The organism is Curtobacterium sp. MCBA15_005 (genome assembly GCF_001864855.1).
Classification (GTDB): Bacteria; Actinomycetota; Actinomycetes; order Actinomycetales; family Microbacteriaceae; genus Curtobacterium; species Curtobacterium flaccumfaciens.
The window spans coordinates 58,694-72,154 of sequence record NZ_MJGL01000089.1; the positions used below are offsets into that span (position 1 = coordinate 58,694).

14 protein-coding genes are annotated in these 13,461 nt (G+C 67.2%); 6 read left to right on the forward strand and 8 right to left on the reverse strand.

The window, feature by feature from the left end; all coding sequences use genetic code 11:
• Positions 1-26 precede the first annotated feature (26 nt).
• The 8 genes from BIU89_RS16935 to rpmH all read right to left on the reverse strand — a co-directional run bounded on the left by BIU89_RS16935 (position 27) and on the right by rpmH (position 5,016).
• The gene (locus tag BIU89_RS16935) at positions 27-995 is read right to left on the reverse strand and encodes a ParB/RepB/Spo0J family partition protein (protein WP_071248628.1); all 969 of its coding nucleotides are present in this window, start codon (positions 993-995) and stop codon (positions 27-29) included.
• Positions 995-1,888 carry a ParA family protein gene (locus BIU89_RS16940; protein ID WP_027466910.1) on the reverse strand — a complete coding sequence of 298 codons (894 nt, stop codon included), beginning with the start codon at positions 1,886-1,888 and terminating at the stop codon, positions 995-997. Before BIU89_RS16940 ends, BIU89_RS16935 begins: the two co-directional genes overlap by 1 nt.
• Positions 1,889-1,969: 81 nt before the next feature.
• Entirely contained in the window at positions 1,970-2,629 is a 660-nt protein-coding gene (gene rsmG, locus BIU89_RS16945) for a 16S rRNA (guanine(527)-N(7))-methyltransferase RsmG (protein ID WP_051597032.1), read from the reverse strand.
• On the reverse strand, positions 2,626-3,126 hold the full coding sequence (locus BIU89_RS16950) for a Jag family protein (RefSeq protein ID WP_071248630.1): 501 nt from the start codon (positions 3,124-3,126) through the stop codon (positions 2,626-2,628). The genes rsmG and BIU89_RS16950 overlap by 4 nt, the downstream gene beginning before the upstream one ends.
• Complete coding sequence (gene yidC, locus BIU89_RS16955; RefSeq protein ID WP_071248633.1) at positions 3,127-4,095, reverse strand: membrane protein insertase YidC; 969 nt, start codon at positions 4,093-4,095, stop codon at positions 3,127-3,129. It abuts the gene before it with no gap.
• Between the two features lie 8 nt (positions 4,096-4,103).
• A complete protein-coding gene (gene yidD, locus BIU89_RS16960; protein WP_071248636.1) occupies positions 4,104-4,484 on the reverse strand; it encodes a membrane protein insertion efficiency factor YidD in 381 nt (126 codons plus the stop codon).
• A complete protein-coding gene (rnpA, locus tag BIU89_RS16965; RefSeq protein WP_027466914.1) occupies positions 4,481-4,831 on the reverse strand; it encodes a ribonuclease P protein component in 351 nt (116 codons plus the stop codon). The genes yidD and rnpA overlap by 4 nt, the downstream gene beginning before the upstream one ends.
• 47 nt (positions 4,832-4,878) lie before the next feature.
• Positions 4,879-5,016, reverse strand: coding sequence for a 50S ribosomal protein L34 (rpmH, locus tag BIU89_RS16970; protein WP_022889115.1), 138 nt, complete (start codon positions 5,014-5,016; stop codon positions 4,879-4,881).
• Between the two features lie 514 nt (positions 5,017-5,530).
• On the opposite strand from rpmH, the gene dnaA reads away from it, so the two are divergent.
• The 6 genes from dnaA to gyrB all read left to right on the forward strand — a co-directional run bounded on the left by dnaA (position 5,531) and on the right by gyrB (position 13,431).
• On the forward strand, positions 5,531-6,985 hold the full coding sequence (gene dnaA / locus BIU89_RS16975) for a chromosomal replication initiator protein DnaA (RefSeq protein WP_027466915.1): 1,455 nt from the start codon (positions 5,531-5,533) through the stop codon (positions 6,983-6,985).
• Between the two features lie 407 nt (positions 6,986-7,392).
• A complete protein-coding gene (gene dnaN / locus BIU89_RS16980) occupies positions 7,393-8,538 on the forward strand; it encodes a DNA polymerase III subunit beta (protein ID WP_027466916.1) in 1,146 nt (381 codons plus the stop codon).
• Between the two features lie 71 nt (positions 8,539-8,609).
• The gene (gene gnd, locus BIU89_RS16985) at positions 8,610-9,497 is read left to right on the forward strand and encodes a phosphogluconate dehydrogenase (NAD(+)-dependent, decarboxylating) (protein WP_071248639.1); all 888 of its coding nucleotides are present in this window, start codon (positions 8,610-8,612) and stop codon (positions 9,495-9,497) included.
• Positions 9,498-9,528: 31 nt separating this feature from the next.
• Entirely contained in the window at positions 9,529-10,794 is a 1,266-nt protein-coding gene (recF, locus tag BIU89_RS16990; protein ID WP_071248642.1) for a DNA replication/repair protein RecF, read from the forward strand.
• Entirely contained in the window at positions 10,794-11,294 is a 501-nt protein-coding gene (locus BIU89_RS16995) for a DUF721 domain-containing protein (RefSeq protein ID WP_027466919.1), read from the forward strand. The genes recF and BIU89_RS16995 overlap by 1 nt, the downstream gene beginning before the upstream one ends.
• A 133-nt stretch (positions 11,295-11,427) precedes the next feature.
• Positions 11,428-13,431, forward strand: a complete 2,004-nt coding sequence (gene gyrB, locus BIU89_RS17000; RefSeq protein ID WP_071248645.1) for a DNA topoisomerase (ATP-hydrolyzing) subunit B — start codon at positions 11,428-11,430, stop codon at positions 13,429-13,431.
• The last annotated feature ends 30 nt before the right edge of the window (positions 13,432-13,461 follow it).

Sequence of the window (13,461 nt, forward strand, 5' to 3'; positions counted from 1 at the left end):
CCGCACAGGGCCGCACAGCGATGGAATCAGCCCTCGAGGTCCTGCACTCCGAGTTCGCTGAGGATCCGGTTGAGGTCGTCGCCGTTCGCGAAGTCGATCGTGACCGAACTCTTGCGAGCACCGACTGCGATCTTCACCCGGGTGTTCAGGCGATCACCGAGCCGCTCAGCGAGATCGTTGAAGTGTGCCTGGCGCTTGGACGGCTCGGCCTTCGGCTTCGCCGGCGGCGTCTTGGCCGCCAGCTGCTGCGCGATGGCCTCAGCAGCACGGACGGACAGGTCCTCGTTGACGATCTTCTCGGCCAGGTACTCCATCGCCTCCGCGTCCGGAGCGGCGAGGATGGCGCGAGCGTGTCCGGCAGAGAGCACGCCCGCGGCCACCCGCCGCTGCACGGGGGAGGGGAGCCGCAGGAGTCGGATCGTGTTCGTGATCTGCGGGCGCGATCGACCGATGCGCTGCCCGAGCTGTTCCTGGGTGATCCCGAAGTCGGCGAGGAGCTGCTGGTACGCCGACGCCTCCTCGAGGGGGTTGAGCTGCGCACGGTGGAGGTTCTCCAGCAGTGCATCGCGCAGCATCGCGTCGTCGGGGGTGTCCTTCACGATCGCCGGGATCGTGCTCAGGCCGAGTTCCTTCGTGGCACGCAGACGACGCTCACCCATGATGAGCTCGTACTGGGGCTCGGTACCCGTGGCGCCGGGGATGGGCCGGACGACGATCGGCTGCAGCACGCCGATCTCACGGATCGAGTGGACGAGTTCCTGGAGTTCCTCCTCGCGGAACTCCTTCCGCGGCTGCTGCGCGTTGGGGATCACGTCGAGCGGATTGAGGTTGGCGAGACGTGCTCCCGGCACGGCCACCAGGTCATCTGCCGTCGGAGCAGATGCCGGCGAGCCTCCGGTCGGGAAGAACACGTCGACGGGACGGTCCTGCTGATCGGTCGCTGTCGGGATCAGGGCGCCGATGCCTCGTCCGAGTCCGGTTCGCTTCGGTGCCATCAGTGCTTCGCTCCTCGTGCTGCGATCTCGGCGGCCGCTTCCAGGTAGGACAGCGACCCGGTGGAGTTCACGTCGTAGGCGACGACGCTCTGGCCGTAGCTCGGAGCCTCGCTGACGCGGACCGACCGGGGGATCATGGCCTTCAGCACCTGGTCGCCGAAGTGCTCACGGACATCGTTCGCCACCTGGTTCGACAGGTTCGTGCGGCTGTCGTACATGGTCAGCAGGATCGTCGAGACGCGGAGGTTCGGGTTGAGGTGCCGTTCGATCAGTTCGATGTTCCGAAGCAGCTGGCTCAGTCCTTCGAGCGCGTAGTACTCGCACTGGATCGGGATGAGTACCTCTTGTGCGGCAACGAAGGCGTTGATCGTCAGGAGGCCCAGTGACGGCGGGCAGTCGATGAAGACGTAGTGGTAGGGCTCATCCAGCGACTGCAGGTACATGTCGAGTGCAGTCCGGAGGCGCTGCTCGCGGGCTACCAGTGACACGAGTTCGATCTCCGCACCGGCAAGGTGGATGGTGGCCGGAACACACCAGAGCGTGTCCGACTCGGGGGAGGCCTGCACGGTGTCCGCCATCGGTGCCTCATCGACGATCACATCGTAGATGCTCGCGACCTCCGCCTGGTGGTCCACGCCGAGCGCCGTCGAGGCGTTGCCCTGCGGGTCGAGGTCGATCACCAGCACCCGAGCGCCACCATGCGCGAGACCAGCGGCCAGGTTCACCGTCGTCGTCGTCTTGCCGACGCCACCCTTCTGGTTCGAGACAGTGATGATCCGTGTCTCGGAAGGCAGCGGGAACTGCTGTGTGGCGATCGCGCGCCGGCGACGGTTCAGGTCGGCGATCTCGCGAGCGAGCGGTGTCGACGCGTCGTAGTCGGTCGATGAACTCAACGAGTGCCTCTTCCCCGGTTCGATGTTTCACGTGGAACGCGGAGCCACTGGCGGCCGGATGTCCCGGCCCGAGCCGCAGCGTCAGTCAACTGTAGCCCGGAAGACGCGGGTGGTCTCGTCGACCACACCTTCTCCGAGCTCGAGCACCTCGACATCGGAGAGGCGCTTCCGAAGGATGACCTTTCGGGCCTTCTCGATCTCTTCGTCGACCCGCGCACCCTTCATCAGGATGAGCTGCCCGCCCGAACGCACCAGCGGCACGGTGAGCGGGATGAGCTTCGACAGGGCACTCACGGCCCGTGCGGTGACCTGGTCGACGACGACGTCGTCAGCGACGTCCTCAGCACGGCCGCGGAGCACCGTGACGTTCTGCAGGCCGAGACGATCGGATTCGGCACGAAGCCAATCCGTCCGGCGCTCCATCGGCTCGATGAGGACGAACTCGACGTCCGGACGGGCGATCGCGAGCACGAGACCCGGCAACCCTGCCCCGGAGCCGACGTCGGCAACGCGACCACGGGCCTCCAGGAGCGGTGCAAGCAACGCCGAATTGAGGATATGTCGTGTCCACAAGCGGGGGAGCTCGAGCGGGCCGATCAGGCCCAACTCCTCACCCCGTCGCGCAAGTTCGTTCGTGAACGAGCGAGCACCCTCGATCTGGTCACCGAAGAGTGCTGCGGCCGCCGCGGGCTCAGCCTCGAGCACCGGTGCGGCCTCGGTCGGGACGGGTGCGTCCGTCATCGGGTGACGACCGTGTGGCGGTCCCGACCCTCACCCTCGGACTCCGAGTGGAAGCCCTTCTCAGCGACCAGGTCGTGCACGAGCTTGCGCTCGTAGGACGACATCGGGGGGAGTGCAGCCGACGACGAACCGGCTTCGATGCGCTCGACGGCGGTGTCCACGAGCCGCTGCAGCTCGTCAGCACGGGCGTCCCGCGAGCCACCGACGTCGAGGATCAGCCGGCTGAACTCGCCGGTCTCTGCCTGCACGGCGATCCGGGTCAGCTCCTGCAATGCCGTCACGGTGTCGGGCTTCGACAGCACTCGGAGTGCCTCGCCGTCATCGGTGACCGACAGGTACACGCGACCGGCGCGTTCCTCGATCTCGATGTCGCCGTCGAGGTCGCAGATGTCGAGGAGCTCCTCGATGTAGTCCGCCGCGATGTCCGCTTCGTCGCGGGCGTCCTCGGTCTCGGTGTCCGTCGTCTCGACGGCGCCTGCGGTGTCCTGCTCGGTCACTTACTTCTTCCCGTTCTTCTTCTGGCGCTGCTTGCCGACCGGCTGCTGACGCTGGGTGGTGACGCGCACGGGCTCGATCTCCGTTGCACCGGCGCCGGCACCGGCCTCGGCGAGGACCGGGGTGGCGGTCCCGCGACGCTGTGCCTTCTTGGCCAAGCGGGCTTCACGAGCCAGTGCTGCTTCGGAGCCGGGCGTCGGCATGCTGCGGATGACGAAGTACTGCTGCGCCATCGTCCAGAGGTTCGAGGCCAGCCAGTAGAACATGACGCCGAGGGGGAAGCTCAGACCCGAGATCACGAAGACCAGCGGGAGGATGTACAGCATCATCTTCTGCTGGCGGTACATCGGAGACTCCTTGGTCTCCGGCGACATGTTCTTCGCGACGAGCTGCAGCTGCGTGATGAACTGCGACGCCGTCATCACGACGATCATGAAGCCCGCGATCGCACGGACCTCCCAGCCGGAGGCGTTCGTGAACGTCTCGTGCAGGGGAGCGCCGAACAGGGCCGCGTTGCCGAACGACGCCGCGAGGTCGTTCGTCAGCAGGCCGATGCCCGTCTTGTTGATCTGAGCCTCGTGCAGCACCGAGTACAGCGAGAAGAAGATCGGCATCTGCAGCAGCAGCGGCAGGCAGGAGCTGAGCGGGTTGGTCCCGGTCTCCTTGTAGAGCGCCATCGTCTCGCGGCTCATGGCCTCACGCGAGAACTGGTCCTTCTTGCCCTTGTACTTGTCCTGGATCTTCTTCAGCTGCGGCGCGACCTCGAGCATGCGGCGCTGCGACTTGATCTGCCGGACGAAGATCGGGATCAACGCCGCGCGGACGACGAACGTCAGGAAGATGATCGAGAGCACCCACGTGATGCCCTCGTTCGGGTCCATGCCGAGGTTCTCGAAGATCCAGTGGAAGCCGACGAGGATGGCCGAGACCACCCATTTGAGCGGCCAGAGGATCGTTCCGATGATGTCCATGGGGACGGCTACGCCTTTCGAGTGCGCTGGGGGAGCAGGACCGGCCGAACCGTTCCGACCGCGGGGTGCGGCTGCTGCGGGATCGGCGCGAGGACGAACCCGAACCGGTTGACGACGAACGGGTGACGGCGTTCCTTGACGTCGTCGATGCCGCCAGCAGCCCAGGGGTTGCAACGGGCGATGCGCCAGGCGCCCATGGCGGATCCGCGCACGACGCCGTACTGCTGGATCGCCTCGAGGGCGTACCGGGAGCACGACGGGTGGTAGCGGCAGACGTTGCCGTACAGCGGGGAGATCACAGCACGGTAGGCCCGGAGCACGACGACGCACGCGTTGCGTGGGAGCAACGCGATGACCCAGGCAAGCCGGGTCCACAGAGTGCGGTTCATGCTGCCTTCTCCACCCCGCGCGCGAAGGAGCGCGTGACGTCTTCGAGCAGGGTAGGCCATCCGGCCTGCGATGCGGCTGGCAGTACACGGACCACCACGTCGAAGCCCTGAGGGCACTCGACGAGCAGGTCGTGCGCGATCGCCTTGAGCCGCCGCCTGATCAGGTTCCGGGTCACGGCGTTGCCCACCGTCTTCGCGACGATGAAGCCGAACCGCGTCGGTCCGTTGCGATCCGCCGGCTGACGGACCACGGACACGACGACGTGCGCCGTGGCGCTCTTGCGACCACGACGCACGACGTTCCGGTAGTCATCCCCGCGCACGATGCGGTTGGCGCTGGCCAACACTGCGACGCCGGGGTCAGACCGAGGACCGGATCAGGCGATGAGCCTGATCAGGCCGAGAGCTCGGTACGGCCCTTGGCGCGACGCGCCGACAGGATGGCGCGGCCGGCACGCGTCCGCATGCGGAGGCGGAAGCCGTGCTTCTTGGCGCGGCGGCGGTTGTTCGGCTGGAAGGTGCGCTTGCTCATGATGTTCTCCACACGGCTGCTCGCGGCGAGCCGTCACGTATGTGTAGCCGTCCGGGTGTCGAACGACGCAGATGGGCGCGACCAAAGGGCCGCAGTCAACTGGTTAACGGTACGTGACAGCGGCGAGCAGGTCAAACCCCGCTCCGAGCGGTCGAGCCGTCGCCGCCGGGTCCGGCGCCCCTCGAGCCCATTCTCCACATTGGGGACAACTTCCGTTCGGTGGGACTCGGTCCGGTCCTTTACAGTGGTGTGATCGATCCCCCCGATGGCCGGTACGACAGGGAAGTACTCCTGTCGGACGGCTCGAGGTGGTCGTGGACAACACTGTGGACAACCCTGTGGGAACCTCCGCGGCAACGAGGCGTCGACGAAGCCCCCGGAGCCACCGACGATCCGCCGGCGACGACCTGGTCCCGAGTGCGGTCGCCGAGGACGCCACGGCATGTCCGACCCCGCAGGACGCACCCTCGTCCGGCAGCGAACGCACGACACGACCCCTGGAGACGAGCGCGACATGACGATGCCGGCCGACCCCGTCGAGGACCTCTGGTCATCCGTACTCGGACTCCTCGCCGAGGACCCCCGCATCACGCCGCAGCTCCACGGGTTCCTGAACCTCGTCGAGCCGAAGGGCGTGCTCGCCGGCACCCTGTACCTCGAGGTACCGAACGACCTGACCAGGGGCATGCTCGAACAGCGCATCCGCATCCCGATCACCGAAGCGGTCGCGCGCATCGGTGACGACTCCGTCGCGAACTTCGCGATCACGGTCAACCCCGACATGGCCTCGGAGCCGCGGGTGGACCCGAACGTCCCCGAGTACGCCGAGCCCGTCCAGGAAGCCGTCGAGCAGAGTGCCGCGCCGCGCCAGTACATCGAGGCGCCGTTCGTGCCGAGCCAGATCGACTCTCCCGGCACCAGCGGGCGCCCCGAGTCGCGGCTCAACCCCAAGTACAACTTCGACAACTTCGTCATCGGGTCGTCGAACCGGTTCGCCCACGCCGCAGCGGTCGCCGTCGCCGAGGCACCGGCCAAGGCCTACAACCCGCTCTTCATCTACGGGGACTCCGGGCTGGGCAAGACCCACCTGCTCCACGCCATCGGGCACTACGCCGAGAGCCTCTACCCGGGGATCCGCGTCCGGTACGTGTCGAGCGAGGAGTTCACCAACGACTTCATCAACTCGATCGCGAACAACCGCTCGAACCAGTTCCAGCAGCGGTACCGCGACATCGACATCCTGCTGATCGACGACATCCAGTTCCTGCAGGGGAAGGACTCCACGCAGGAGGCCTTCTTCCACACGTTCAACACGCTGCACGACCACAACAAGCAGGTCGTCATCACGTCCGACGTCGCGCCGAAGCACCTGACCGGGTTCGAGGACCGGATGCGATCGCGCTTCGAGTGGGGCCTGATCACCGACGTACAGGCACCCGAGCTCGAGACGCGCATCGCGATCCTCCGCAAGAAGGCACAGTCCGACCACCTGCAGGTGCCCGACGACATCCTCGAGTTCATGGCGTCGAAGGTGTCGAGCAACATCCGCGAGCTCGAGGGCACCCTGATCCGGGTCACCGCGTTCGCGAGCCTGAACCGGACGGCCGTGGACATGGCCCTGGTGCAGACGGTCCTCAAGGACCTGATCACCCTCGACGAGGACAACGTCGTCGCGCCGACGGACATCATCAACCACACCGCGGAGTACTTCAAGCTCTCCGTCGACGACCTGTACGGGTCGTCCCGCTCCCAGGCGATCGCCACGGCACGACAGATCGCGATGTACCTGTGCCGCGAGCTGACGAGCCTGTCCCTGCCCAAGATCGGGCAGCTGTTCGGCAACCGCGACCACACCACCGTGATGTACGCGAACAAGAAGATCACCGAGCTGATGAAGGAGCGTCGGTCGATCTACAACCAGGTCACCGAGCTCACCAGCCGCATCAAGCAGGACCGCCGCTACCGCTGAGATCGGCCCGTTCCCGGCCCCATCCACCATCTGAGACGGTTCCATGGGCCGGACTTCTCACAGTGTGGATAGCCTGTGGATAACTGTGGAGGACACGCCGCCCGGTTGTACACAGGTGGGGGGTCACCTGTGGAGACTGGGGATGGAAGTGGATAGATGAGATTCATTCATCCCGTTAACGCTCACACACCGCTCACAAGTCACAAGCGTGTAGTTCCCTACTGCGAGGCGGGATGCACAGGGTTATCCACAGTGTGCACAGGCGTTAACACCATTACTCCTGGTTAACAATCAATCTCTGCGGGACAACCTTGTGGACGGCGGGATGACAAGAAATCCGGCCCCCGTCCGCCTGTGCCAGAATGGGGCGGCCGGACAGTCCAAGCCGATCGACAGGGGTTCCAGCTGTGAAGTTCGAGGTCAACCGGGACGTCTTCTCCGAAGCCGTCTCCTTCGCAGTGAAGCTCCTCCCGCAGCGCACGACCCTCCCGATCCTCTCGGGCGTCCTGATCCACGCCGACGGAGATCGTCTGACGCTCTCGTCGTTCGACTACGAGGTGTCGGCGCAGACGTCCATCTCGGCCCAGATCGACGAGCCGGGCACGGTCCTGGTCTCCGGTCGACTGCTGAACGACATCGCGAGCCGACTGCCGAACGCCCCGGTGTCGTTCACCACCGAGGACGCCAAGATCTCCGTCTCCTGCGGTTCGGCGCACTTCACGTTGCTGTCCATGCCGGTCGAGGAGTACCCGACCCTGCCGGAGATCGGGCCGCAGACCGGTGTGATCCCCGGCGACGCGTTCTCCGAAGCGGTGTCCCAGGTCGCCGTCGCCGCAAGCCGCGACGACGTGACCCCCGTCATCACGGGCGTGCAGCTCGAGGTCGGCGACAACGACCTCTCGCTCATCGCGACGGACCGCTACCGCGTCGCCGTCCGCACCATCGCATGGGACTCCGGCCGAGTCGGCTCGGACCCCCTGCACGCACTGGTCCCGGCCCGCACCCTGCAGGAGGTCGGCCGCACGTTCGGTTCGGCGTCCACGGTGTCGGTGTCGATCAGCGGCAACTCCGACCGCGAGCTCATCGCGTTCCACGCCGACGACAAGACCGTGACGTCGTTGCTCATCAAGGGCAACTACCCGCCGGTCCGCCGGCTCTTCCCCGAGACCGTCAACGACCACGCGGTGATCAACACCGCGGAGCTCGTCGAAGCGGTCCGACGGGTCTCCCTCGTCCTGGAGCGCGAAGCGGCGCTCCGGTTCTCCTTCACGGTCGACGGGCTCACGCTCGAGGCGATCGGATCCGAACAAGCGCAGGCGTCAGAGTCGATCAGTGCGTTGTTGACCGGCGAGGAAACGGTGGTCTCGTTGAAGCCCGCCTTCCTCCTGGACGGACTGAACGCGGTGCACTCCGAGTTCGTCCGCATCTCCTTCACCAAGACGGAGAACCCCAACAAGCCGGGCCCGGTGCTGATCACCGGCCAGACTTCGCAAGAGGCCGCAGCGACCGATGGATACCGGTACCTGCTGCAGCCGAACCTGCTGCTGCGATAGGCGCAACAGGCAACCTGCGCTGGCGCACACCACCGGCAGCATCAGCGCGACGACGAACAGAAGAGGAAATCATGCACATCGGTCTTGTCGGCCTTGGTCGCATGGGCAACAACATGCGTGCCCGTCTCCGCAACGCAGGTATCGAGGTCACCGGGTACGACGCCAACCCCGCCGTCTCGGACGTCGCCGACCTCGGCGCCCTCGCCGCTGCCCTCCCGGAGGGCAAGCGTCTCGTGTGGGTCATGGTCCCGCACGGCAAGATCACCGACGACGTGATCACCGACCTGGCCGGCGTCCTCGGCGAGGGCGACCTGGTCATCGACGGTGGCAACTCGAAGTGGCTTGACGACACGACGCACGCCGAGCAGCTCGGTGCGCGCGGCATCCGCTACATGGACGTCGGCGTCTCCGGTGGCGTCTGGGGCAAGGACAACGGCTACGGCCTCATGGTCGGCGGTGACGCCGCGGACGTCGAGTTCGCGATGCCCGTGTTCGACGCCCTGCGTCCCGAGGGTCCCCGCGAAGAAGGCTTCTCGCACGCCGGCCCGATCGGCGCCGGCCACTACGCGAAGATGGTCCACAACGGCATCGAGTACGCGATCATGCAGGCGTACGGCGAGGGCTACGAGCTCCTCGAGGCCAAGGACCTGATCACCGACGTCCCCGCCGTGTTCGCCGGCTGGCAGCGCGGAACGGTCGTCCGTTCCTGGCTGCTGGACCTGATGGTGCTCGCGCTGAACGAGGACCCGAAGCTCGACGAGCTCGAGGGCTACGTCGAGGACTCGGGCGAGGGCCGCTGGACGCTGGAAGAGGGCATCGAGCTCGCCGTGCCGATGCCGGCGCTCTCGGCGTCGATCTTCGCGCGCTTCGTCTCGCGCCAGGGCAGCGCCTCGCCGACGATGAAGGCCGTCGCGGCGCTCCGCAACCAGTTCGGCGGTCACGCCGTCAAGAAGTCCTAGGACTTCCCGGGGGAACCCGGACTCGGCCCGCGTGCACGTCGACCATCTCCAACTGACCGACTTCCGGAACTACCGGGAGGCGGACGTCGACCTCGCACGCGGGCCGAACCTGTTCGTCGGGCGCAACGGACAGGGCAAGACCAACCTGGTCGAGGCGATCGGGTACCTCTCCACGCTCGGCTCGCACCGCGTCCCCACCGACGCGGCCCTCGTCCGTCAGGGATGCGACGCCGCGATCGTCCGGGCACGGCTCGCCCACGAGGAACGCAGCATCCTCGCCGAGGTGCAGATCAACCGCACCGGCGCGAACCGTGCGCAGGTGAACCGCTCCGCGATCAAGCCGCGCGAGCTGCCGCGCTACTGCACGAGCGTGCTCTTCGCGCCGGAGGACCTGGCGCTCGTCCGGGGCGAGCCGGCCGGTCGGCGCCGGATGCTCGACGAGCTGCTCGGCCAGATCGCGCCGCGGATGCAGGGCGTGCTCGCCGACTACGACCGCACGCTCCGCCAGCGGAACACCCTGCTCAAGTCAGCCCGTGCCACCGGCGCGAAGGCGAACGCCCTGTCGACGCTCGACGTCTGGGACGACCGGCTCGTCGGACTCGGCGCCGAGATCGTCGCGGCACGTGACCACCTGACCCGGCGGCTCGCACCCTTCGTGGCCGAGGCCTACGCGACCGTCGCCGGCGAGCACCACGACGCCTCGATCACCGGTGTCCTGTCGATCCGTGGTGGCGACCCCGAGTCGGCGGCGGCCACCGATCCCGTCCTCGGGACCCCCGACGAGCCCGTCACGGTCGCGTCGGCGGCCGAGGCCTTCGCAGCCGCGCTCGAGCGACGTCGCCGGGACGAACTCGATCGCGGGCTCACCCTGGTGGGGCCGCACCGTGACGACGTCCTGTTCCAGCTCAACGGGTTACCGGCACGGGGGTACGCCAGTCACGGCGAATCGTGGTCCTTCGCGCTGGCCATCCAGCTCGCGAGCGCCTCGATCCTGCGTGCGGAGTCGAACCTCGGCGACCCGATCATCATCCTCGACGACGTCTTCGCCGAGCTCGACGAATCGCGTCGGGAGCGACTGGCGAACGCCGTCGCCGACTACGAGCAGGTGCTCATCACGGCCGCGGTGTTCGGCGACGTGCCCCCGAAGCTGGCGGCGCACACTGTACGGATCGAGGCGGGCACGATCGTGACCGACGAGGCGGACGCGATCCGGGCCTCCAGTCCGGCGACTGACCGGACGGACCAGACGGACGCCACCGGCGCAACGGACCCGACCCCCGCCGGAGCCGACGCCTGATGCCGAAGCCCCGCAAGCCCACCGAGCCCTCGCAGGTGTACCGGCACCTGCGCGCGGTGTTCGGCGACCCGTCCAAGCGCGGCACCGATGCCCGCCGCCGCCGTGCCCGCGAGTTCGACGCCGACACCGTGCCGTACGGACGCGGCCGCGAGCCGAAGGGCCTCGCCGACATCGTCGGTTCGCTCGCCCAGGAGCTCGGCTGGACGGAACCCCTCGCCCGCTCCGAGCTCTTCGTGGACTGGCCGAGCGTGGTCGGCGAGGAGCTGGCGAAGCACTCCCGGCCGGTCACCATCGAGGACGGCGCACTCGTCATCCGGTGCGACTCGACGGCCTGGGCGACCCAGCTCCGACTCATGCGTGCGACGGTCACGACGACCATCGCGGAACGGCACCCGGAAGCCGGGGTCGAGTCGATCAGGGTTTCCGGCCCGGACGCCCCCACGTGGAAACGCGGCCCCAGGACGGTCCAGGGGCGCGGTCCTCGCGACACCTACGGTTGAGGCGACGAAATCATCCTGGAGTGCCAGAAAAGCCCGTCTGAGGGGCAGATGAGCCCTCGAAAGAGGGGGCTCTGCGGTAGACTGGGAGGTGCAGTGCGCGGGCGTTCCGCGCGCAGGCAGGAGCACGCTCGACATGGCAGCAGAATCTGAAGACGACCGGCAGAACCCGCTCGGCGCGGAGACCCCGCAGAGCGAACCGTCCTACGGCGCAGACCAGATTCAGGTGCTCGAAGGGCTCGAGGCCGTCCGCAAGCGCCCCGGTATGTACATCGGTTCGACGGGCCCCCGTGGTCTGCACCACCTGGTCCAGGAGATCGTCGACAACTCCGTCGACGAAGCCCTCGCCGGCTACTGCGACACCATCGACGTGAGCATCCGTGAAGACGGTGGCGTCCGCGTCGTCGACAACGGCCGTGGCATCCCGGTCGACGTCCACGCGGCCGAAGGGGTCTCGACCCTGCAGGTCGTCCTCACCGTCCTGCACGCCGGCGGCAAGTTCGGCGGTGGCGGCTACGCCGTCTCCGGTGGTCTGCACGGCGTCGGTTCGTCCGTCGTGAACGCGCTGAGCTCCGAGCTCGACGTCGAGGTCCGTCGGCAGGGCCACGTCTGGCGCCAGAGCTACACCGACGGTGTCCCCGTCGCGCCCGTCTCCCAGGACGAAGCGACGGACGAGACCGGCACGACGATCACGTTCTGGCCGAACGCCGAGATCTTCGAGTCCGTCGTCTTCGACTACGAGACCCTGCGCACCCGGTTCCAGCAGATGGCCTTCCTCAACAAGGGCCTGCGGATCAACCTGCGCGACGAGCGCACCCCGGAAGAAGGGGAAGAGGCGCGCAACGACACGTTCATGTACGAGCGCGGTCTCGCCGACTACGTCGAGTACATCAACGCGCAGAAGAAGGCCGACCTCGTCCACCCCGACGTCATCGGCTTCGAGTCCGAGGACCCGGAGCGCAAGATCGCGCTCGAGGTCGCGATGCAGTGGAACACCTCGTACCAGGAGAGCGTCCACACCTTCGCGAACACGATCAACACGCACGAGGGCGGCACCCACGAAGAGGGCTTCCGAGCCGCTCTCACGACCCTTGTCAACCGCTACGCGCGCGAGACGAAGATCATCAAGGAGAAGGACGACAACCTCACGGGTGACGACATCCGCGAAGGGCTGACGGCCGTCATCTCCGTGAAGCTCGGCGAGCCGCAGTTCGAGGGCCAGACGAAGACCAAGCTCGGCAACACCGAGGCGAAGTCGTTCGTGCAGCGCGTCGTCGGCACCGAGCTGACCCACTGGTTCGAGAGCAACCCGACGCAGGCGCGCGACGTCGTCCGCAAGGCGATCCAGGCGTCGCAAGCACGTCTGGCCGCCCGCAAGGCGCGCGAGACCACCCGCCGCAAGGGGCTGCTCGAGTCGGGCGGCATGCCCGGCAAGCTGAAGGACTGCCAGTCGAAGGACCCGACGGTGTCGGAGATCTTCATGGTCGAGGGTGACTCCGCCGGTGGTTCCGCCGTGCAGGGCCGCAACCCGATGACCCAGGCGATCCTGCCCCTGCGCGGCAAGATCCTGAACGTCGAGAAGGCCCGGCTCGACCGCGCCCTCGCCAACCAGGAGATCCAGTCGATGATCACGGCGTTCGGTGCCGGCATCGGTGAGGACTTCGACCCGGACAAGGCCCGGTACCACAAGATCGTGCTGATGGCCGATGCCGACGTCGACGGCCAGCACATCACCACGCTGCTGCTCACGCTGCTGTTCCGCTACATGCGTCCGCTCATCGAGCACGGCTACGTGTACCTCGCGCAGCCGCCGCTGTACCGCCTGAAGTGGTCGAACTCGGCCCACGAGTACGTCTTCAGCGACCGGGAGCGCGACGCCCTGATGCAGGCGGGCCTCGCAGCCGGCAAGCGCATCCCGAAGGACAACGGGATCCAGCGCTACAAGGGCCTCGGCGAGATGGACTACAAGGAGCTCTGGGACACCACGATGAACCCGGACACCCGCACGCTCCTGCAGGTCACGCTGGAGGACGCGGCAGCTGTGGACAGCGTCTTCTCGACGCTGATGGGTGAAGACGTCGACGCACGTCGCCAGTTCATCCAGCAGAACGCCAAGGACGTCCGCTTCCTCGACATCTAACGGCCAGGAGGCGCGGCGTGAGCCGCGTCG